We start from the raw sequence: 20908 nt of genomic DNA, 5'->3' as shown, positions 1-20908 counted from the left end.
GGCGCCGGTTGCCGGCCGCGAGGGTGCCATGAGCGCCCTTCGTCTTTCCCTCGTTCCCGGCCTGGTTCTGGTCACGCTCCTCACCGTCTGGGCCCTTGTCAGCACCGTGGGGGAGGTTCAGACCGATATCGGCGCCCGCGTCGACAATCAGCTGGCTCTCGACGGCCAGCCCTGGGCGTCGGCCAAGATCAGGGGGCGAACCGTCACGGTGATGGGCACGTCGCCAACCCTGCTGGCACAGCGCCTCGCGGTCGAATCGGCGGGACGGGTCTGGGGTGTCGGCCGCGTCATCGACGGAAGCGGCGTCATCCCGTTTCAGCCTTCCTACACCTGGTCGGCATCGCGCGACGGCGACCACGTCCGGATCCTGGGCTTTGTCCCGTCCGAGGAAGCGAGGCTGGCGGTGATGGCCGCGGCCAGCCGCGAAATGCCCGATCTCACGATCGAGAACAATCTGGCGCTCGCGCGGGGGCAGCCGGTCGGGTTCCTCGTCCTGACGGATTTCGCGCTGAAGCGCCTGGCGGAACTGGCGAAGGGCCATGTCGCGCTGACGGGGGCCAGCCTGACCATTGACGGAACCGCCATCGACGAGACGCGCTTCGCCTCGGCCGCCCGCGCGATCTCCTCGACCGTTCCGGGCGGCGGGCAGTTGCGCAATGTCCGTGTCCTGCCGCCCCTGAGCAAGGCCTTCACCTGGACCGTCACCTATGACGGCAAGTCCATCGAGCAGACCGGCTATGTGCCTTCGGTCGCAGTGCGGCGCGATATCGCGGATGCGCTCGCCGTGGCGCTCCCCGGGGTTCCCATGGTCGATGCGACGCAGCTCGCCTCGGGCGGGCCGGAAGGCTTCTCCTTCGCGGCCGTCTTCGCGGCCTATCAGTTGGCGCGATTGAGTTCCGGCACGCTCTCCATCGACGGATCGCTGCTCTCGATCGAGGGCAAGGCCAAGACCGTTGCCGATTACGAGATGGCGCTGGCCGAGGTCGAGGCGCGCCGCAGCCGGCGTGCCATCGGCGTCGGCATCGGCTCGATCGACCTGCTGCCGGCGCGGGTGGATCCCTATGTCTGGCGCGCCGATCGCGCCGGCGACAGCATCGTCCTGACGGGCTATGTGCCGTCCGTGGAGGCGCATGACGAGATCCTCGGCACGGCGGCGCGGCTGTTTCCCGATCTGAGCGTGACCGACCATGTGCGCGTGGCCGATGGCGATCCGAAGATGGACTGGATCGGCGCCCTCAAATACGCGCTGGAGCAGCTTGCCTCGTTGAGCAAGGGCTCCGTCTCCCTGACGGGCCGCCAGTACGACATCGTCGGCGAGGCGGTGTCGACCACGGCCTATTCGAGCCTGACCGAAGCGCTGAAGAAGACGCTGCCGGCCAGCATGGAACTGCGCCGATCGGCGGTTTCGCCGGGCGCCGTCTCGCCCTTCGTCTTCGCAGCCGCCCGCGCGCCGGAGACCTTGATGCTGAGCGGCTATGTGCCGACGGACGAGGTGGTGCAGAAGATCATCGCGTCGGCGCGCCCGAAATTCGGGCCGGACCGGATCGAACTGCGCCTGCTGCTCGCGGGGGGCGCGCCGGATGACTTCGTCGACGTCGTCGATGTCGGTTTGCAGGCGATCAGCCGATTGCAGGGCGGCCGTTTCGATCTCGTCGACAACAAGCTCTCGCTGTCCGGCATCGCGGTGTCCGAGGGCGCGCGCGGCGATATCGAGTCGACGGTGAAGGCCACCCTGCCGGAAGGCTTCGATCTCGCGCCGTCGCTGATGGTGGCGGTCGGTGGCGACCCGCTGTCCGGTCCGGAGTGCCAGGTGGCGCTGCGGGCGGAGAGTGACCGCGAGAAGGTTCAGTTCGACGGCGCGACCGCGCGCATACTGCCCAGCAGCTTCGGACTGCTCGACCGGATCGCCGCGGTGATCCAGCGCTGCCCGATTGCAACGGTCGAGATCGGGGCGCACACCGATTCGTCCGGCGGCACGCGCAAGAACCAGGCGCTCAGCGTCGAGCGGGCCAACGCTGTCGTCAACCATCTGGTGGCGGATGGCGTCCGGCGCGAGCGGCTCAATCCTGTCGGCTATGGCGGCAGCCGGCCGATTGCCTCCAACTCCAAGGCTTCCGGGCGTGCGCAGAACCGCAGGATCGAATTTGGCATTGTCGGGCAATAGGGAGCGGAGATGGCCTACGTGATCGTGCACTATCTGCCCTTCATGATCGCCGCCGGGGCGCTGGGTGTCCTGGTTGGCTGGTGGGCGACGGGATCGCGGCGGCGCCAGATCGTCGATCCTTCCGGGGATGGGGGCGCCGCGTGATCCTTCATGCCGCCGAAGTCTGGGTCTCGCTTGCGGTATGCTTCGCGCTGGGCGCGCTGCTCGGCTCGATCCTGCAGCGCGCCATCGCGATGACGGCGCTTGGCAGGCCGCAGGCAACGCTCATTCGCGGGATCGATCGGGTGATCCGCTGGTTGGATCGGCGAATTCTGCCCTGGCGCGGCACCGTGCCGGCCGTGCTGCCGCAGACGGTGCCCGTGCCGCCGCCGGATTTCGGTCACCGGCTGGATCCCACCGCGGAACCGGATGTCGGCGAGGCCGCGGTGGCGCGCTTCACCGTCGATCCGCCACTTCAGCACGACGCGTTTGGACTGCCCGAGATGGCCGTGGCGATCCGGGCGGCGCCGGCCGCATCGCAGAAGCAGACCGACGCGATCGCGCGCGGCGACGGCGCCGGCTTCCGGCCCCTGCCGCTGAGCGCGCCGCGCCATGGACAGGCCGATCCGCTCTATCTCATCCAGGGGGTCACCAAGCGCCATGTCGGCCGCCTGGCGCAGGTCGGAATCTTCCACTTCAGCCAGATCGCCTCCTGGACACCCCAGGAAGTGGCCTGGATCGCCGCCTATCTCGGCGCCGGCGACGGCCCGCTCGAGAAGGACTGGGTCGGGCAGGCAATTCAGTTTGCCGGGGCCGACGAGCCGCTCGAGGTCGTGGCAGGGAAGGTCGCCGGCAAGAGACGGCCGGCGAAAAAGACACCGGTCGGTGATCGGCCGCTCCGGCGGAAGGCGGCCACCGGGCCGAAGCTGGGTCCGACGAAGCCTGGACCGACGAAGCCGAAGCGTCGCGGCAAGGCCAAGAAGATGGCGGAGCCGGCCAAGGCAGCCGGCGAGGCGGAAGAGGGCGGCGAATAGGTCAGGATCCGCGGCGCCCCGCCCGGGCATCCGGCACTCCGGTGCTGTGCCGGCTCGGACGGCGGAGCGTTCCCGCCGTCTTCAGGTCAAGGACGGCGTCAGCCGCGGCCGCCGCGATTGAGATCGCGGTTGATCACGAGGGCCGGCTCGCCAAGCCGGGCGCGGTACACCTGCAGGTTTTCCATGCACCGCATCACGTAGTTGCGCGTCTCACTGAACGGGATCCGCTCGATCCAGTCGACCGCATCGACCTTGGGATCGCGCGGGTCGCCATATTGCTGGACCCATTTGGAAACACGGCTGCGGCCGGCATTATAGGCCGCGAACGACATGATGTAGGAGCCGTTGAAGCCGCCGACGAGTTCGGCCAGATGCGCCGCGCCGATGGTGGCGTTATAGCCGGCGTCGCTGGTCAGGCGATCGAGCGAATAGGGCATGCCGGCGGCCTTGGCCACGACCTTGGCCGTGGCGGGCATCAGTTGCAGCAGGCCGCGCGCGCCGGCATGGCTGACAGCCCCCGGATTGAAGGCACTTTCCTGCCGGGCAATGGCATAGACGATCGATTTCTCGATGCTGGTGGTCTTGACCGAGCGCGGGATCGCCGCGGTCGGGAACGCCAACGTCTCGACCGGCAGGCCACGCACATAGGCTTTCTTGCCGACCTGAAGGGCCAACTGATGGTCGCCGCGTTTCTCGGCCATCTGGGCGAGCAGGGCGACTTCGGTCGGGTTGGTCAGCGTGTCCGCCAGCCGGACGTAGAACTGGCGGGCCCGGTCCGGATAGCCGGCGGCCGTGAGGCGCTGGGCCGCCTGCACCATCGGGCGGGCGTTGAATCGCTGCCGCGTGGCGCTGTCGGAAGCCGCCGGCGACGACAGGGAAAGCTGCTTCATGCCGAGCTTCGCCGCCGCGAGCTGGCCGTAGAAGGTGGTCGGATAGGCGGCGGCGAGGCGGTATTGCGCCTGAGCCTCGGCGCGTTCCCCCATCGCCTCGGCGGTGCGGCCAAGCCAATATTCGGCTCGCGACTGGCTGAGCGGCATGGTCGAGGCAGCCTGGATCGCCTGGAAATGCCGGCGGGCTACGGCCGGGTTGTTCAGGAAGCGCAGCGCATACCAGCCGGCGTGGAATTCGGCGTCGGCCTGGTTGGTGCTCGATTCCGCAGCGTGCTCGGCCACCAGTTTGTAGGCGAGCTTCGGGTTGCCAAGGTCCAGGAGCTCGCGCGAGAGAACGCGACGCTCGATCCACCACGCATCCGGATCGACCAGCGAGGCGCCGTCGCGCGGCGCGGTCAGCATGAGGGCGGCGGCATCCTGATATTTTTCGCTGCGGCGCAGATATTGCACCTTCGAATAGATGTAGCCCGGATCCTTCTTGAGGCGGGCGGGGACCTTCGCTAGCAGGTCGGCCGTGTTCTTGGACCTGCGGATGACGGCGGCGCGGGCGGCGGCCAGCTGACGCTGATCGGCGCTCAGCAGCTTGGATATGGCGAGCCCTTCATCGGCATCATTGTCATAGAAGAACTTGTCCATCCGCGCCTTGTGGTCGGCGGCGGTCAGCAACGAGCCGAATTCCGAAAGAAGCGTGGCCTCGGTGCTCTGCGAGAAAGAATCCTTGCGCCATTTCGGGCGGATCAGCGCGGCGGCGTCGCTCGTGCGGCCGGCGCTCACATAGGCGCGCGCCAGCAGAAGCATGCCCTCGTCCGAGCCGGGCTTTGTGCCGCCGAACGCGGAGATGACCGTGGCCGGATCCGCCTTCATGCGCTGGAGTGCCTGTTCGGCGCGACGGCGCAGCAGGGCCTGGCCGGGCCAATCGGGCAGGTCGAGCGTCACCTGGGTGATCTGCGAAACCGAGACATCGGGGCTGCCGCTCTGTGCCACAAGCCACGCGACGATGCTCTGATTGGTGCGGTCCGGCATCATCCGGGCCAGTGCCTCGGCCTTGCCGATCTGCCCCGAGTCGATGAGCTTGAGCGCGGCCTCGAGGCCCAACTGGCTCGGCGAAAAGCTTTCGACCAGATCGTTGGCCTGCGAGGCGACACCTGCCTTGGCGGCGCGCGCGGGTCTGGCGACGGGGATGATGCCCGCCGTGGTCAGATCGTCCGACGCGACGGTCGAGCCACGGCTCGGATTGGAGCGCGGGACCGGGGCCGACTGGGCGAATGCGTCGCCAACGATTCCGAGGCTGATCAGCGCGCAAGCGGCGACCTGCGTCAGCATTCCAATGCGACGTTGCAAGCTGCGGTCCGCTTTCACGATCATGTCGTCCTCACTCGTTGTCTCACCGCGCCCATGCGCAGCGCACTCATGTACAGGCAGGCTGTCGTCGCAATGACGTTCATCATGCGTGGCACCTGATCCATCTGCGCCGATCCTACGGCCGTCATGGTGAACAAAGGTTTGACGCAGGCCCTGACCCATGCGCGGGTTCTTGCCCTGCCCAAGGGCAACGACTATGTTCGCCGCCCAAGATAGAGCAAAAAACAGAGCATGTTGGACGAACCGCCACCGATCATACTCGGCGCGGAATTCGGCCAATTGACGGCAAAAGGTGGAAGAGCGCGATGTTCAAGGGTTCGATCACGGCCATGGTCACCCCGATGCGGGAGAACGCGGTCGACGAAGACGCGCTGCGTACCTTCATCGACTGGCAGATCGGCGAGGGCACGCATGGCCTGGTGCCGGTCGGCACGACGGGCGAGAGTCCGACCCTTTCGCATGCCGAACACAAGCGGGTCGTCGAGGTCACCATCGAGGTCGCCGCCGGCCGCGTACCGGTGATCGCCGGCGCCGGTTCGAACAACACGGCCGAGGCGATCGACCTGGCCCGCCATGCCGAGCAGGCGGGCGCGGATGCGGTGCTGGTTGTCACGCCCTATTACAACAAGCCCAACCAGGAGGGCTTGTACCAGCACTATAAGGCGATCAACGACGCCATCGGTATCCCGATCATCATCTACAATATTCCGCCGCGCTCGATCATCGACATGTCGGTGGAGACGATGGCGCGCCTGTTCGAGCTGAAGAACATCGTCGGCGTCAAGGATGCGACGGCCAAGCTCGATCGCGTCAGCCTCCAGCGTCACGCCATGGGCCCCGACTTCCTGCAGCTTTCGGGCGAGGATGGCACCGCCCTGGCCTTCATGGCGCATGGCGGCCATGGCTGCATCTCGGTCGCTTCGAATGTGGCGCCGCGGCTCTGCGCCGAGTTCCAAGAGGCCTGCATGGCGGGCGACTTCGCCAAGGCTCTGACCTATCAGGATCGCCTGATGCCGCTGCACAGCGCGATCTTCGTCGAGCCGAACCCGACGGGCGTCAAGTATGCGCTGTCGCTGCTCGGCAAGATGGAGGATCGCGTCCGTCTGCCGCTCGTCGGCATCACCGAATCCACCAAGACCATCATCCGCAGCGCCATGGCGCATGCCGGCCTGGTCAACTGAGGCATTGAATCATGAGTAGCGGCACGGGCGATCCGCGCTATCGGCTTGCCGCCGACAATCGACGCGCACGCTTCGACTACGAAATCGGCGACGTCTTCGAGGCCGGCCTCATGCTGACCGGCACGGAGATCAAGTCGCTGCGCGGCGGCCGTAGCACGATCGGGGATTCCTATGCCGCCGAAAAGGGCGGCGAGGTCTGGCTGTTCAACGCCTACATTCCGGAATATCTGCAGGCCAACCAGTTCAACCACGAGACCCGGCGTCCGCGAAAGCTGCTTCTGCACAAGAAGGAGATCGCCAAGCTCTCGCAGGCCGTGCAGCGGCAGGGCATGACGATCGTCCCGTTGAAGATCTACTTCAACGAGAAGGGCCGGGCGAAGGTCGAGATCGCGCTCGCTCGCGGCAAGAAAGAGCACGACAAGCGCCAGACCGAGAAGGCGCGCGACTGGAACCGCGAGAAGGGTCGCCTGATGCGCGACAAGGGCTGACACGCCCGCGCCGGAGGCTGACTGAAATGCGAAAGCCCGGCCGCGATGCGGTCGGGCTTTTTGTTTTCCGGCCGTAGCGGAAATGAAAACGGCCAAAGAAAAAGCCCCGCCGAAATTCGGCGGAGCTTTCTAACCCGTACGTCCGGCGGGGAGGGCCGCCGGACGCGAGATCGCAGAGGCGACCTGGAATTACCAGGAACGCTTCAGGAACAGGTTGGCGGTCCAGGAGTCGCCGGAAGCCTTCAGGCTGCCGTCCTTGATGTCGACGTCCGTGTAGAAGACGTCGGCGACGAGGTCGAGACCCTTGACCGGGGTGTAGGCGGTGTTGAAGCCAACGCGCCATGCGTCGATCGAGTAGCCATCGAAGTAGTCGGAGCCATCGAAGTTGGCATAGCCACCCGAAAGCGACGACCAGAGCTGCGGCGTCCAGACGTGCTTGTACGAAGCGAGCGCGCTCCAGCTCGAGCCGGTTGCCGTGGCGAACGAGTCATCGTCAAAGCCGCTGATCGCGCCAGCGACCGAGGTGCCGCCGGAGATGCCGGTGAACGAGTTGGCGTTGTCGCCATACGCTGCCGACACGAAGAAGCGGTCGCCTGCCGAGAAGTTGTCGAGGGCGATCTCGAGACCGCCACCGATAGCCCAGCCGTCCTGACCTTCGAGCGTGCCGTAGTCGACAGCCGAGTTGGTATAGGCGCCAGCAATCTTTGCCGAGAAGATGCCCGAAGAGTAGGTGGCGGCAGCGACGATATCCGGAATGTTCTCGTTGCCGAGATCGTTGCCGAACTGGTCTTCGAAGTAGCCAAACGAGCCACGATCGCGCTGGTCTTCGACCGACAGCGAGAGACCGAAGCCGTTGACGGCATAGGTCAGCTGGATGTGGTCGGTGGTCGAGTCCGAACCGAACATGCCGGTGTCGTCATAGCCGCGACCGAAGTCGAACAGCGAGGTGAAGTAGCCGGCCTTGATCGGACCAAGCTCGAGATAGGCGCTGTCGACGTAAGCGGAGTTGGTCGAAGCGTTGACGTAGTCGCTGAGCGTCTCGCCGCCGGGCGCGCTGTTGCCGGTCTTGGCGCGCATGTCGATGAAGCCGGTCAGGTTACCGTATTCGGTGACCGACGAGGCCGTCAGCTGGATCGAAACTTCGGTGTAGAAGTTGCCCCAGTTGTTGTTCGAGCTGTTCAGGCCACCGAAGTCGCCGCCGCCGAACGAGGTGCCGAACTCGACGTAGCCGCCGACCTTGATGCAGGTGTCGGTGCCGGGGGAGTAGAAGAAGCCCGCGCCGAACGCGTCGCAGACCTTCACATAGTCAACCGGCTCGGCGACGGTGAGATCGGCCGCCTGGGCGCCGCCGGCGAGCACGATTGCTGCGGCCGAGCCGAGCAGAAGGGACTTAAAGTTCATTACCTGACCTCTGGTTGTCGGGGGATCGGAAGGCGGTCTGCCTGCCTTCGGTCTGCACTGTGTCCGTGCGCCGAAAGGGGCGTCCCCATGCCTCATTCCCCCAGCCAATGAGCTGTCCGCGACCCCCCATGGGAAACGGACAGGACTTTCTCCAAATCACTCGTAGAAAGTGAAATGAACTTACCGATCCAGATGATTCACGTAACTCAAAAACAGCCGCATCTCCGATATGGAGTCATGATTGTAAGCTTGAGTTGCTATTTTGCGACAAGGTGCGTTTTGCGTTTTGTGAAGGGCCCGGAAGTCCCTGCGGAAGGTCGATTTCGGGGCTGTGGAAGAAGGGTTTTGACCGGGCGTTTCCAGAAGGCGATGCCCCGTGGGAGCGCGCAGGGCGGGCTGGAGGCGCGCGCGGCGGGGCGGCACGCTTCGTTTGCGATCAAGCCGGGTAATCGGAGGAACAGGCAGAGAGGCCAGCATTTCCGCTGACAGTCACGAGACGATTACGGCTCATCCGGGTGTCCCGCGCCCTGGGCGAGGGGATGGATGGAGCCGCGCCCCGCCGATTGGGCGGCGTCAGGCGCCCTCGGAATCCAGAAATTCGCGGACGTCGGAAAAGACGGCCCGGAACATTTCCGGCGTGAGCACGCCGGTGTTGGTGTTGTAGCGCGAGCAGTGGTAGCTGTCGAAAATGCTAAGTGTGCCGATGTTATGCCGCGCGCGATGTCCGAATTTGTGGCGCGACATGCGTTCGCCGAGCGCCACGACCACGCTGTCATGTGCGATCTTGCCGAGCGCGATGATGGCGCGCAGGCGAGGCATGGTCGCCACCGTTCCTGACAAGAAGGTGCGGCACGTCCGGATCTCGTCGGTGGTCGGCTTGTTCTCCGGCGGGACGCAGCGAACGGCATTGGTGATGGCCGTGTCGATCGGCGTCAGGCTGTCGTCCGGCCGCGCCTCGAAGACGCCGCGGGCGAAGCCGAAGTCGAGCATCGTCTGGTAGAGCAGGTCGCCGGCATAGTCGCCGGTGAACGGCCGGCCGGTCCGATTGGCGCCCCGAAGGCCCGGCGCCAGCCCGACGATGAGCAGCCGGCCGTCCTCGACTCCAAAGGACGGAACCGGCGCATTGTTCCACTCGGGCTGCTTCGCCCGCCATTCCTCGCGAAACGCGACGAGGCGCGGGCAGAGCGGGCAATTGCGCCCGGGATCGGAAGCGGTAAGGGACACGGGGCGGGCGTCTCGCTGCGGGCGATCGGGGCAGAACAGGTTCGGGCTCAGATCTCGTCTTCGAAACCGTCCTCAAAGCCGCTGGTCGCCTGCTGGCGCTCCGAACTGCGATGCGCGCGCTCGGACGGATCGCGGCCGATCCGGCTCTGCAGGGTCACGAGGTCGATGAAATGATCCGCCTGGCGGCGCAATTCATCGGCGATCATGGGAGGCTGGGTTGCGAGAGTCGAGATCACGGAGACCTTGCGGCCCTTGCGCTGCACGGCTTCCACCAGCGAACGGAAATCGCCGTCGCCGGAGAACAGCACGACATGGTCGACGAATTCCGCCACTTCCATGACATGGACGGCCAGCTCGATATCCATGTTGCCCTTGACCTTGCGGCGACCCGCGGCGTCGAAGAACTCCTTGGTCGGCTTGGTCACGACCGTGTAGCCATTATAGTCGAGCCAGTCGATCAGCGGGCGGATCGAGGAATATTCCTGATCCTCCGAAAGCGCAGTGTAATAATAGGCGCGCATCAGGTAGCCCTTGCTCTGGAACTCCCCGAGCAGCTTCTTGTAGTCGATGTCGAAGGCAAGGGACTTGGCGGTTGCGTAGAGATTCGCGCCATCGATGAACAGGGCGATTTTTTCGCGAGCGTCAAACATCTTGAATATCCGAAAATGAAAGAGGGATAGCGGCATTGGCGGCCCCAACGGGCCGACTCGAAGCAGGCAATCCCGCATCAATATAGCCTCGGTGCCTTGCCAGCAAACAATTCGCCGTGTTCGATCGCCGGGGCCCGGTCACGGCATCCGGCGCGTGCCCAGGGATGGGGCGGGTTGCATAATCTCTTGCAATCGGAAGCCCGCGCACTTATTCATGCGCGCTTGAACCCCAGACTTTTCCGAACAGGAGACCTGACATGGCGCGCGTCACCGTGGAAGATTGCGTCGACAAGGTCGAGAACCGCTTCGAACTGGTGCTCCTTGCCGGCCATCGCGCTCGCATGATCGCCAGCGGCTCGCCGCTGACCATCGCTCGCGACAACGACAAGAACCCCGTCGTCGCTCTGCGCGAGATCGCCGATGAGACCGTCCACCCGGACGATCTCAAGGAAGACCTGATCCATTCCCTGCAGAAGTATGTCGAGGTCGACGAACCCGAGCAGGATATGCAGCTTCTCGCCGAGGATTCATCGGACGAGGACAATGGCGTCGCCTTCGACCGTATGTCGGAAGAAGAACTGCTGCGCGGCCTCGAGAACATGGTCCCGCCGGATAAGCAGGACGATTTCTAAGGCACAACGTCGCGCCGCGGCCAAACCGCTTGTCGTTTGGCCGCGCTCGCTATCCTATATGAAAGGGTAGCCATCCGGCCGGGTCATTCCCGGCCTATTCGCGTGCCTTCGGAAATAGCGCCATGATGCGCCAGTATGAACTCCTCGAGCGGGTCCAGCGGTACAATCCGCAGGCCGACGAGGGGCTTTTGAACAAGGCCTATGTCTATGCCATGCAGAAGCATGGCTCGCAGCGGCGCGCCAATGGCGATCCCTACTTCTCGCATCCGCTCGAAGTCGCCGGCATCCTCACCGATCTGAAGCTCGACGATGCCACCATCGCCGTGGCGCTGCTGCATGACACCATTGAGGACACGGACGCGACGCGCTCCGAAATCGACGGCATGTTCGGCGAGGATATCGGCCGGCTGGTCGAGGGTCTCACCAAGATCAAGCGCCTCGACCTGGTGACCAAGAAGGCTGCCCAGGCCGAGAATTTCCGCAAGCTCCTGCTCGCCATCTCGGAAGATGTGCGCGTGCTGCTGGTGAAGCTGGCCGACCGGCTTCACAACATGCGCACGCTCCACTTCATGCCGGAGGAGAAGCGCGGCCGGATCGCCGAGGAAACTCTGGAGATCTATGCGCCGCTGGCCGGCCGCATGGGCATGCACGACATGCGCGAGGAGCTGGAAGAGCTCGCCTTCGCGGTCGTCAATCCGGAAGCGCATCTCGCCGTCACCAGCCGGCTCGCCGAGGTGCGCACCCGCAACGAAAGCCTGATCGAGGCGATCGAGAAGGACCTGCGCGAAAAGCTCGAGAAGCACGGCATGAAGGCCAAGGTCTTTGGCCGCACCAAGCGTCCCTATTCCATTTTCCGGAAGATGGAACGCAAGGCGATTTCGTTCGAGCAGCTTTCCGACATTATCGGCTTCCGCGTCATTCTCGAGACGACGGCGGAATGCTACGCGGCGCTTGGCATCGTCCATACGACCTGGCCGACCGTGCCCGGCCGGTTCAAGGACTATATCTCGACGCCGAAGCAGAACGACTACCGCTCGATCCACACCACCGTGGTCGGCCCCGGCCGCCAGCGCGTGGAACTGCAGATCCGCACGCGCGAGATGGATGACGTCGCCGAATACGGTATCGCCGCGCATGCGCTCTACAAGGACAAGGGCAACGGCAATCTCTCCGACGAGAGCCGCGCCTATACCTGGCTGCGCCGCACCGTCGAGATGCTGGCCGAAGGCGATACGCCGGAAGAGTTCCTCGAGAACACCAAGCTCGAGCTGTTCCACGACCAGGTGTTCTGCTTCACGCCGAAGGGGCGACTGATCGCTCTGCCGCGCGGCGCGACGCCGATCGACTTCGCCTATGCGGTGCACACGGACATCGGCGATACCTGCGTGGGCTGCAAGATCAACGGCCGGATGATGCCCTTGACCACCGAGCTGCATAATGGCGACGAGGTCGAGATCATCTGTTCCAAGGCGCAGGTGCCGCCGCCGGCCTGGGAATCGATCGCCATCACCGGAAAGGCGCGTGCCTCGATCCGCCGCGCCGCCCGTACCGCGATCCGCAAGCAATATGCCGGCCTTGGCCGCAAGATCGTCGAGCGCGCCTTCGAGCGGGCCGGGCGCGACTTCTCGGAGGATCGCCTGAAGGCCGCGCTGCCGCGCCTGGCCCAGCAGAACATCGAGGACATGCTGGCCTCCGTCGGGCGGGGCGAGATTCCGTCCGTCAATGTGCTGAAGGCCGTCTATCCCGATCACAAGGAAGAGCGCGCCGCCGTGCCCAAGGGCGGCAACGGCATGGGCGGCGAGCCCGGCTGGTTCGGCCTCAAGAAGGGCTCCGGCATGATGTTCCGCGTGCCGAACGGGGAAACCCAGGCCGAGTTGCCGGCCATCCCGATCCGCGGCCTGCACGGCGACATGCCGGTTCGCTTCGCGCCGGAAGCCGGAGCGGTCCCGGGCGACCGGATCGTCGGCATCATGACGCCGGGCGAGGGGATCACCATCTATCCGATCCAGTCGCCGGCCCTGAAGGATTTCGACGACGAGCCGGATCGCTGGCTGGACGTGCGCTGGGATATCGACGCGGCCAATCGCGAGCGCTTCCCGGCCCGCATCGAGGTGACGGCGATCAACGAGCCCGGCACGCTGGCGCAGATCGCCCAGATCATCGCCGACAATGACGGCAACATCTCGAACCTGCGGATCGTGAAGAGCGCGCCGGACTTTTCGGAACTGGCCATCGATCTGGAAGTATGGGACCTCAAGCACCTCAACCGCCTCCTGAGCGATCTCCGCGAGCGTCACGTCGTCAGCGCGGCAAGCCGCGTGAATGCCTGACGCCGATGATCGCAACGACTGGACCTGGACTGGACACCGAATGAACCAAGCCGAAATCCTCGACGTCTTCCGCGAATCCGGCGCCCTGCTCGAGGGGCACTTCATCCTGAGTTCCGGCCTGCGCAGCCCGATCTTCCTGCAGAAGGCGCGGGTCTTCATGTATCCGGACCGGACCGAGCGGCTGTGCAGGGCGCTGGCCGAGAAGATCCGGGAATCGGGCGTCGCATTCGATCTCGTCGTGTCGCCGGCTTTGGGCGGCCTGATCCCCGGCTATGAGACCGCGCGCCATCTGGGCGTGCCCGCCATGTGGGTGGAGCGCGAGCAGGGCGAATTCCGCCTGCGCCGTTTCGAACTGCCCGCCAATGCCAGGATTCTCGTTGTCGAGGACATCGTCAGCACTGGCCTCTCGATCCGCGAGACCATCACCGCGATCCGTGCCATTGGCGGCGATGTCGTCGCCGCCGCCTGCCTGATCGATCGTTCGGACGGGGAGGCCGAGGTCGGCGTGCCGCTGATTTCGCTGACCCGCTACAAGGTGCCGGCCTATCCGGTCGATCAGTTGCCCCCGGAACTCGCCGCCATTCCGCCCGTCAAGCCCGGCAGCCGCAGCCTGGCCTGAGGCCGAAGCCCCCATCATGCTCTTCCGCCGCCGCCGCCCGCTCAAGTTTCATCAGAAGCTGAACCACTTCATGTGGCCGAAGGGCGGCTGGTCCCGAGCGCTTCGATACTATGGCAAGCGGCTGCTGCGCCTGTCCGGCTCGCCGCATTCCATCGCGGCCGGCTTTGCCTCCGGCGTGGCGCTGGCGATGACGCCGTTCATCGGCTTTCACTACCTGCTCTGCTTCGTCGTCGCCTTCCTCGTCCGGGGCAATGTGCTCGCCGCGGTCCTTGGCACCACGATCGGCAACCCGTTGACCTTTCCGCTGATCTGGGTCGGCACCTACGAGACGGGGAGCCTGGTCCTCGGCTGGTTCGGCATGGCGCCCGAGCAACTCGATTTCCACGATCTCCGCCATAAGCTGCTGACCGAATCCTGGCGCGAGATCTGGCCGATCATCGAGCCTATGCTGGTCGGTGCGGTGCCGCTCGCCTTGGTGTTCGGCGGGCTTTCCTATGTTCTGGTCTATATCGCGGCGCAGAGTTTCCAGTCGTCGCGCCGCCAGCGCTTTGCGGTGCGGCGCGGCGCACTGCATGGTAAGTGATGACCGCATCGAGTGAGGGGAATTACGCCGTGACTGTCCGCAATGAACTGCGCCTTGGGATCAACGTCGACCACGTCGCCACCATCCGCAATGCGCGCGGCGGGGCGCATCCCGATCCCGTGCGCGCGGCAGTCATCGCGGCTGCGGCCGGCGCCGACGGCATCACGGCCCATTTGCGCGAGGACCGGCGCCACATCATCGACAGCGATATCGATCGTCTGCGCGCCGAGATCGCCCTGCCGCTCAATTTCGAGATGGCTGCGACGCGCGAAATGGTCGATATCGCCCTTCGTGTGCAGCCGCATGCCGTCTGCCTGGTGCCGGAACGGCGCGAGGAGCGGACGACCGAAGGCGGGCTGGATGCCGCCGGGCAGCTCGCGCATCTCGTGCCCCTGGTCCGCGAACTCAACGCGGCAAGGATCCGCGTGTCGCTGTTCATCGCCGCCGACCGGCAGCAGATCGACGCGGCGCTGGCGCTGGGCGCGCCGGTGGTGGAGCTGCATACCGGCACCTATTGCGAGGCCTTCCTGGAAGGGCCCGAGGCATTCGAGCGGGAGCGGGCCCGGATCGAGGACGCGGCGCATTACGGCGCCAGGTTCGGGATCGAGATCCATGCAGGGCATGGGTTGAACTACGACACGGTCAAGCCGATCGCAGCCATCCCGGTCATCCGCGAACTGAACATCGGTCATTTCCTGATCGGCGAGGCGGTGTTCGTCGGGCTGGAACAGTCGATCCGCACCATGCGCACGCTTATGGATGAGGGGCGCGAGGCGGCGGAGGCGCGGTCATGATCCTGGGCCTCGGCAGCGACCTGATCGATATCCGTCGGGTCGAGAAGACGCTGGAGCGGTTTGGCGCGCGTTTCACCGAGCGCGTGTTCACGGAAATCGAGCAGAAGAAGTCTGATCGCCGCGCCGAGCGCGCCGCCTCCTATGCCAAGCGCTTCGCCGCCAAGGAGGCGTGCTCCAAGGCGCTCGGCACCGGTCTCAACCATGGCGTCTTCTGGCGCGACATGGGCGTCGTCAACCTGCCCAGCGGCAAGCCGACCATGGCGCTGACGGGCGGCGCGGCCGCGCAGCTGGAGAAGATGATGCCGGCAAATCACCACGCCGCGATTCACCTGACCATCACGGATGATTATCCGTTGGCGCAGGCCTTCGTGATCATCGAAGCCTTGCCCGATCCCGCATGATTTCGGGCGCGGTTCGGGCGCCTCCAAGGGCGCCGTACGATACTGTGCATGCAATTTGGAAGCGAGGCGGGGCCGCGCGTTGCGCAGATGCCGCCGACTCGGTATGAACCAACCTCCGCCAGACGGCGAACTGCAAATGAGACGGATCGGAAGGACGCATGAGCGTGGCGGGCGAAAAATACAAGGCCGAGCGCGGCGGCACGGGTGAGACCGTCAAGATCGTCATCAATGCGCTCATCCTGGCGCTTATCGTCCGAACCTTCCTGTTCCAGCCATTCAATATTCCCTCGGGATCGATGAAGTCGACCCTGCTGGTCGGCGACTATCTGTTCGTCTCGAAATACGCCTATGGCTATAGCAAATACTCGATCCCCTTCGCGCCGGACCTGTTCTCCGGCCGCATCTGGGCGACGCCGCCCGAGCGCGGCGATGTCGCCGTGTTCAAGCTCCCGCGCGATCCCTCCGTCGACTATATCAAGCGGGTGATCGGCCTGCCGGGCGACAAGATCCAGATGATTGGCGGGGTCCTGCAGATCAACGGCACGCCGGTGCCGAAGGAAAAGATCGACGATTACGTCACCAAGGACGAGTTCGGAACCGAGACCCACGTTCCGCGTTACAAGGAAACGCTTCCAAACGGTGTGAGCTATACCGTGCTGGACCTCGATCCGCGTAGTTTCTCCGACGATACGCCGGTCTATGAAGTGCCGCCCGATCACTACTTTATGATGGGAGACAACCGCGACAACTCGACGGATAGTCGTGTACTGGGCGCGGTCGGCTATGTCCCCTTCGAGAACTTCGTCGGTCGCGCCGGCATGGTGTTCTTCTCCGTCGATGAGGGCGCCCAGGCCTGGCAATTCTGGAAATGGCCCTGGACCGTTCGTTTTGACCGTCTATTCAAGGTGATCTGAGCTTGGCTTCCGAAGAACCGTTGCAGCGTCTCGAGGATACGATCGGCCACCGGTTTACCGACCGCGGCCATCTGGTTCGAGCCTTGACGCATGCGAGCGCCGTCGCGGAGAGCCATCTGGCGCAGGGCGCGAGCTATCAGCGCCTGGAGTTTCTCGGCGATCGTGTTCTGGCGCTCGTCATCGCGGACATGCTGCTGGCCTCGTTTCCCGATGCGGACGAAGGCGAACTGGCGCGCCGGCTCACCGGCCTGGTCCGCAATGAAAGCTGCGCCGAGGTGGCGGTCGATATCGATCTCGGCCGCTGGATCCATCTGGGCGGGGGCGAGGTCCAGTCGGGAGGCCGGCGCAAGGCGGCGATCCTCGGCGATGTCTGCGAGGCGGTGATCGGCGCGATCTTCGTCGATGGCGGGCTGCCGGCGGCGCAGGCTTTCATCGACAGCCACTGGCGCAAGCGTATGCTGAACTGGACGGGCCCGCTTCGGGACGCCAAGACGACGCTGCAGGAATGGGTGCAGGGTCGAGGCCTCGCGGCGCCCAAATATGAAATCGCAGAGCGGAGCGGACCGGACCACGCTCCCCTATTTACCGTTGAAGTGAAGATCGAGGGCATGCCGGTTGTCCTCGGTTCTGGCCGTTCAAGGCGCGAGGCGGAGCAGAAGGCGGCGACGTCCGTGCTGCTGGCCCAAGGCGTATGGAGAGAAGAAACGCATGGCGTCTGATCTGGTGAATTCCGAGGAGACACAGACCCGCTGCGGGTTTGTCGCGCTGATTGGCGCGCCGAACGCCGGCAAGTCGACGCTCCTCAACCAGCTCGTGGGCACGAAGATCTCGATCGTCACCCACAAGGTGCAGACGACGCGCGCGATCATGCGCGGCATCGCGCTCGAAGGCGCCTCGCAGATCATCTTCGTCGACACGCCCGGCATCTTCCAGCCGAAGCGCCGGCTCGACCGCGCCATGGTGGAAACAGCCTGGGGCGGCGCCAAGGATGCCGACCTGATCGCCGTCCTGATCGACGCCGAGCGCAGCAACAAGGGCGAGACCGCCCAGATCCTCGACAAGGTGGCGGCCATCAAGGGTCCCAAGATCCTCGTCATCAACAAGATCGACACGGTCCCGCACACCTCGCTGCTGGAGATGTCCGCCAAGGCCAATGCGACCGTGAAGTTCGAGCAGACTTTCATGATCTCGGCGCTCAAGGGGCATGGCTGCAAGGACCTGATGACCTATCTCGCCGGCCGCGTGCCGTTGGGTCCCTGGCTCTATCCCGAAGACCAGATCTCCGACCTGCCGATGCGCGCGCTGGCGGCCGAGATCACGCGCGAAAAGATGTTCCTGCGCCTGCATGACGAGCTGCCCTACCAGTCGACCGTGGAAACGGAACTCTGGAAGGATCAGGCGGATGGTTCGACCCGCATCGAGCAGACGATCTATGTCGAGCGCGAGAGCCAGAAGAAGATCGTGATCGGCCACAAGGGCGAGACGATCAAGGGGATCTCGATGGCGGCCCGCACCGAGATCCAGGAAATGGCCGAGCGGCCCGTCCACCTGTTCCTGTTCGTCAAGGTTCGCGAGAACTGGGGCGACGATCCCGAGCGCTATCGCGAGATGGGAATCGAATTCCCGCGCTAGACGTCTTTCGACATCGGAGCGGCCCTGGGTTCGCTCCGATGGTTTTTCAGACGGGCGGCGCGGCCTTTGCCGTTTGCTCCTCGCTGAGCCGCTTCATGTAGTCAGCGAGGGTCCGGCCCTTCTCTGGCTTGAAGGCCTCTTCGAGCAGAATCGCTTCGACGATGCGGTCGAGCCGGAACATGCGGAAATCCTCGCGCAATTCGCACCATGCCGTCGCCGTCCAGGCATGGCCCCAGGCCTCGATTGCCAGCGGGCGGATCGTGCGCCCGGTCAGGGCCTCGCTGGCGCTGCGATAGCGCAGATGCATCTTGCGCTTTTGCCGGATCGCCTTGCGGAAAAGGGCGAGTTGGGTGTTGGCGGCGCCGATCAGGGCCGGGGAATTGACCAGCACCGCATCCCGCCAGATCTCGCCACGGCGCGACTCCGGCAGTACCGCATCGATCTTTACCAGCGCTTCGCGGGCCACGGCGGCGAGTTCCGGATCGGCCCAGGCCTCGACGAAGCGAGCGCCTAGCGCCAGTCCTTCCAGTTCGGCCTGCGAGAAGGCGAGGGGCGGCAGCAGCAAGGTTCCGCGCAGGACGTAGCCGACGCCGCGCTCGCCCTCGATCGGCACGCCGGTCGCCACCAGCGCGTCGATATCGCGATAGACGGTGCGCACCGAAACTTCGAGCTTGTCTGCGATTTCCTGCGCCGTGCGCAGGCGGGCGCCGCGCAGCACCTGGACGATTTCGAACAGGCGATCGGCGCGCCGCATACCCGTCAGCCGGAGTAGGCGACGGGATAGTAGCCGCTCTGGAAGGAGGGGCGGTCGATCAGCGCGGCGAAGGCGGCGGCATCCGGATTGCCCGCCAGTCGCTGGCTTGCGGCGCTGGCCGAGGCTCGGTCAAGCCAATGCACGATCTCGGTCCAACTGCCATCGTCCGCTCGGGCGATACTGCGGGCGAGGAAGCCACGCTGGCGGCGAAGCACGGTCATCGCGTCGTCGGCGGCGCGGACGAACTGGCGCTCGTCAACGCCCGCGAGCAGCGAGTAGGAGCTGATTTCGAGAACGTTGCGGTTCATGGCGATACCCTCGCGGGACAGTGTCTATCCTGCCAGGATAGGCATACCCAACTGACAGCGTTATGTCAGTTGGGTTCAGGGTCTCACGCTAATCCGTGTGCCACTCGACAAAGCGGCCATGAAAGTCGGCACGGGCGATCTCGCGGTCGATTCCGCCGGGCCAAAGCTTGAGCCGGACGCCGGCTGTATCGCGACCATCCGCCTCCATGCGCAGCCACGCGACGGGGGCTTCGGGCGTTGCCCGCTCGCCCGCCCCCTCCATCGCCTCCGTGATGGCCCCGCGTGTGGCTTCGGGCAAATATTGCCAGACGATGGTGTGGGCGAGGACCCGGACTGCGCCGGGGCGGGGCGGCGCGGAGAAATGCCTGGCGACCCAGGCGGCCCCGTCGGCCTTCTCGACCCGCCACGGCGCTGCGGCGGCCACATCCAGCGCCGCGCTGGCGCGCTCTAGCCGCTCCGACTGATCGGCCCAGACATAGGCAAGCAGGCGCTCGCGATCGGACGGCAGGCCCGGATCGAGCGGGTTGAGGTCGCAGCCCGCCCGGCTACGCAATTCGACCGCCCCTTTCGTGTCAGGATTCTCACCGCGCCATTGCGAGCGGACGAGCACGGGCGAATCGGAAGCGCCCCAGCTGTCGCCGCCGAATTCGTAGCGGTATCGGTCGAAGCCGAGATTGAGGCCCATGCTGGCGCCGATCTCGTGCCAGTCCAGCGGCAGGCCGAACGCGCGGGCAAGTAGCAGGGCGCTGCCGATCAGCACGGATGAGCGCGCGACCTCATTGGTCTGCGGCGGGCTGTCGAGCCAGTCATGCAGGAAATCATCATGCGACCAGATGGCGTCGACAAGCACCGCCGTGAGCCCCGCCCGATCCACCGGATTGGGGGGATAGGCAGCCGTGAGGCTCATCGACGTCCCGGCGCGCTTCAGGGCGTGGAAACCGGCCGCCGCGCGGAGCGCGAGGGCATCGGCGAAGGGATCGCCCGGCCAATTGAGAATCCTGTTCCCGAAGCGGCTGGCCTCGTCGAGATGCTCGGCAAGAATCTCGCAAATCTCGGCGGTGAAGGGCGAGCCCAGCTTGCGGCAGGAGCCTGCCTGGGATTGAAACGCCTTCAGCAGATCGCCAGCCATCCTTGCCATGATCGTCCTCGTCAGCCGGCAGGTTCGTCCAGATGCGACGGCAGGTCGAGATCGAAGCCCTTGCTGGCCTCGCGGCGGCTGCCGACCCAGATGTTGTGCTGGACCGGAAACCGGTCCGGCTCGTCGAGTGAGGCGAGCGTCACGTCGACCTTCAACGGGTCGTCCGTGGACGTCATCATCAGCGGCGTGCCGCAATCGGCGCAGAAATGCCGTCGGCCGGTGGCGGACGATTCGTTCACGGCCGGGTGCCCGGCGGTCAGTTGGAAGGCGCTGGCGTCGAAGGTCGCCCAGGTCAGGAACAGCGCGCCGCCGGCCAGTTGGCACATGCGGCAATGGCAGTGGCAAACGATGCGCGGGGCGCGGTCGATCGTGTAGTGGATGCGGCCGCACAGGCAACCGCCCGTGATCGGCGCCGCGCTCATCACCTGGC

Annotated in this window: 22 protein-coding genes; 14 read left to right on the top strand and 8 right to left on the bottom strand. The window is 65.3% G+C overall.

The window, feature by feature from the left end:
- Positions 1 to 28 precede the first annotated feature (28 nt).
- Genes OSH10_RS14475 through OSH10_RS14465 form a run of 3 tightly spaced genes read left to right on the top strand, consistent with a single transcriptional unit; the run spans position 29 to position 3177 of the window.
- Complete coding sequence (locus OSH10_RS14475; protein WP_266332535.1) at positions 29 to 2164, top strand: OmpA family protein; 2136 nt, start codon at positions 29 to 31, stop codon at positions 2162 to 2164.
- A 9-nt stretch (positions 2165 to 2173) separates the two neighbouring features.
- Positions 2174 to 2308, top strand: a complete 135-nt coding sequence (locus OSH10_RS14470; RefSeq protein WP_266332534.1) for a hypothetical protein — start codon at positions 2174 to 2176, stop codon at positions 2306 to 2308.
- Positions 2305 to 3177: a hypothetical protein gene (locus OSH10_RS14465; protein ID WP_266332533.1), complete on the top strand. Its 873-nt coding sequence runs from the start codon at positions 2305 to 2307 to the stop codon at positions 3175 to 3177. The genes OSH10_RS14470 and OSH10_RS14465 overlap by 4 nt, the downstream gene beginning before the upstream one ends.
- Before the next feature lie 98 nt (positions 3178 to 3275).
- On the opposite strand, the gene OSH10_RS14460 is transcribed toward OSH10_RS14465, so the two are convergent.
- Positions 3276 to 5432 carry a lytic transglycosylase domain-containing protein gene (locus tag OSH10_RS14460; RefSeq protein ID WP_266332532.1) on the bottom strand — a complete coding sequence of 719 codons (2157 nt, stop codon included), beginning with the start codon at positions 5430 to 5432 and terminating at the stop codon, positions 3276 to 3278.
- Positions 5433 to 5734: 302 nt separating this feature from the next.
- On the opposite strand from OSH10_RS14460, the gene dapA reads away from it, so the two are divergent.
- Together dapA and smpB are read left to right on the top strand one after the other, a co-directional pair.
- Positions 5735 to 6610, top strand: a complete 876-nt coding sequence (gene dapA / locus OSH10_RS14455) for a 4-hydroxy-tetrahydrodipicolinate synthase (protein ID WP_266332530.1) — start codon at positions 5735 to 5737, stop codon at positions 6608 to 6610.
- 11 nt (positions 6611 to 6621) lie between these two features.
- The gene (gene smpB / locus OSH10_RS14450) at positions 6622 to 7098 is read left to right on the top strand and encodes an SsrA-binding protein SmpB (RefSeq protein WP_266332529.1); all 477 of its coding nucleotides are present in this window, start codon (positions 6622 to 6624) and stop codon (positions 7096 to 7098) included.
- A gap of 189 nt (positions 7099 to 7287) precedes the next feature.
- Here the strand turns inward: smpB and OSH10_RS14445 are convergent, their stop codons facing one another.
- The 3 genes from OSH10_RS14445 to OSH10_RS14435 form a co-directional block, all read right to left on the bottom strand.
- A complete protein-coding gene (locus tag OSH10_RS14445; RefSeq protein WP_266332527.1) occupies positions 7288 to 8499 on the bottom strand; it encodes a porin in 1212 nt (403 codons plus the stop codon).
- Between the two features lie 573 nt (positions 8500 to 9072).
- A complete protein-coding gene (locus tag OSH10_RS14440) occupies positions 9073 to 9723 on the bottom strand; it encodes a uracil-DNA glycosylase (protein ID WP_266332526.1) in 651 nt (216 codons plus the stop codon).
- A 47-nt stretch (positions 9724 to 9770) separates the two neighbouring features.
- Positions 9771 to 10373: a LabA-like NYN domain-containing protein gene (locus OSH10_RS14435; RefSeq protein ID WP_266332525.1), complete on the bottom strand. Its 603-nt coding sequence runs from the start codon at positions 10371 to 10373 to the stop codon at positions 9771 to 9773.
- Positions 10374 to 10630: 257 nt separating this feature from the next.
- Between OSH10_RS14435 and rpoZ the strand changes: the two genes are divergently transcribed.
- The 9 genes from rpoZ to era all read left to right on the top strand — a co-directional run bounded on the left by rpoZ (position 10631) and on the right by era (position 18278).
- Complete coding sequence (rpoZ, locus tag OSH10_RS14430) at positions 10631 to 11005, top strand: DNA-directed RNA polymerase subunit omega (RefSeq protein WP_266332523.1); 375 nt, start codon at positions 10631 to 10633, stop codon at positions 11003 to 11005.
- A gap of 122 nt (positions 11006 to 11127) precedes the next feature.
- Positions 11128 to 13335, top strand: coding sequence for a RelA/SpoT family protein (locus OSH10_RS14425; RefSeq protein WP_266332522.1), 2208 nt, complete (start codon positions 11128 to 11130; stop codon positions 13333 to 13335).
- A 40-nt stretch (positions 13336 to 13375) separates the two neighbouring features.
- On the top strand, positions 13376 to 13954 hold the full coding sequence (pyrE, locus tag OSH10_RS14420; RefSeq protein WP_266332521.1) for an orotate phosphoribosyltransferase: 579 nt from the start codon (positions 13376 to 13378) through the stop codon (positions 13952 to 13954).
- Between the two features lie 16 nt (positions 13955 to 13970).
- Positions 13971 to 14537 (top strand): DUF2062 domain-containing protein, encoded by a 567-nt coding sequence (locus OSH10_RS14415; protein ID WP_266332520.1) that lies wholly within the window; start codon positions 13971 to 13973, stop codon positions 14535 to 14537.
- 29 nt (positions 14538 to 14566) lie between these two features.
- Positions 14567 to 15331: a pyridoxine 5'-phosphate synthase gene (locus OSH10_RS14410; RefSeq protein ID WP_266332519.1), complete on the top strand. Its 765-nt coding sequence runs from the start codon at positions 14567 to 14569 to the stop codon at positions 15329 to 15331.
- A complete protein-coding gene (gene acpS, locus OSH10_RS14405; protein ID WP_266332518.1) occupies positions 15328 to 15732 on the top strand; it encodes a holo-ACP synthase in 405 nt (134 codons plus the stop codon). Before OSH10_RS14410 ends, acpS begins: the two co-directional genes overlap by 4 nt.
- A 158-nt stretch (positions 15733 to 15890) precedes the next feature.
- Entirely contained in the window at positions 15891 to 16646 is a 756-nt protein-coding gene (gene lepB / locus OSH10_RS14400; RefSeq protein ID WP_266332517.1) for a signal peptidase I, read from the top strand.
- On the top strand, positions 16643 to 17365 hold the full coding sequence (gene rnc, locus OSH10_RS14395) for a ribonuclease III (protein WP_407660721.1): 723 nt from the start codon (positions 16643 to 16645) through the stop codon (positions 17363 to 17365). Before lepB ends, rnc begins: the two co-directional genes overlap by 4 nt.
- Positions 17355 to 18278: a GTPase Era gene (gene era, locus OSH10_RS14390; protein WP_266332515.1), complete on the top strand. Its 924-nt coding sequence runs from the start codon at positions 17355 to 17357 to the stop codon at positions 18276 to 18278. Before rnc ends, era begins: the two co-directional genes overlap by 11 nt.
- 46 nt (positions 18279 to 18324) lie before the next feature.
- Here era and OSH10_RS14385 read toward each other — a convergent pair whose 3' ends face one another.
- The 4 genes from OSH10_RS14385 to OSH10_RS14370 all read right to left on the bottom strand — a co-directional run bounded on the left by OSH10_RS14385 (position 18325) and on the right by OSH10_RS14370 (position 20903).
- A complete protein-coding gene (locus OSH10_RS14385) occupies positions 18325 to 19032 on the bottom strand; it encodes a helix-turn-helix transcriptional regulator (protein WP_266332514.1) in 708 nt (235 codons plus the stop codon).
- A 5-nt stretch (positions 19033 to 19037) separates the two neighbouring features.
- Entirely contained in the window at positions 19038 to 19340 is a 303-nt protein-coding gene (locus OSH10_RS14380; RefSeq protein WP_266332513.1) for a hypothetical protein, read from the bottom strand.
- 88 nt (positions 19341 to 19428) lie between these two features.
- Positions 19429 to 20478: a DUF2332 domain-containing protein gene (locus OSH10_RS14375; RefSeq protein WP_266332512.1), complete on the bottom strand. Its 1050-nt coding sequence runs from the start codon at positions 20476 to 20478 to the stop codon at positions 19429 to 19431.
- Positions 20479 to 20489: 11 nt separating this feature from the next.
- The gene (locus tag OSH10_RS14370; RefSeq protein WP_266332874.1) at positions 20490 to 20903 is read right to left on the bottom strand and encodes a GFA family protein; all 414 of its coding nucleotides are present in this window, start codon (positions 20901 to 20903) and stop codon (positions 20490 to 20492) included.
- Positions 20904 to 20908 lie beyond the last annotated feature (5 nt).

Origin of the sequence: Kaistia defluvii, assembly GCF_026343955.1 — a bacterium.
Taxonomy (GTDB): domain Bacteria; phylum Pseudomonadota; class Alphaproteobacteria; order Rhizobiales; family Kaistiaceae; genus Kaistia; species Kaistia defluvii.
This window is presented reverse-complemented; position numbering and strand designations above follow the sequence as displayed.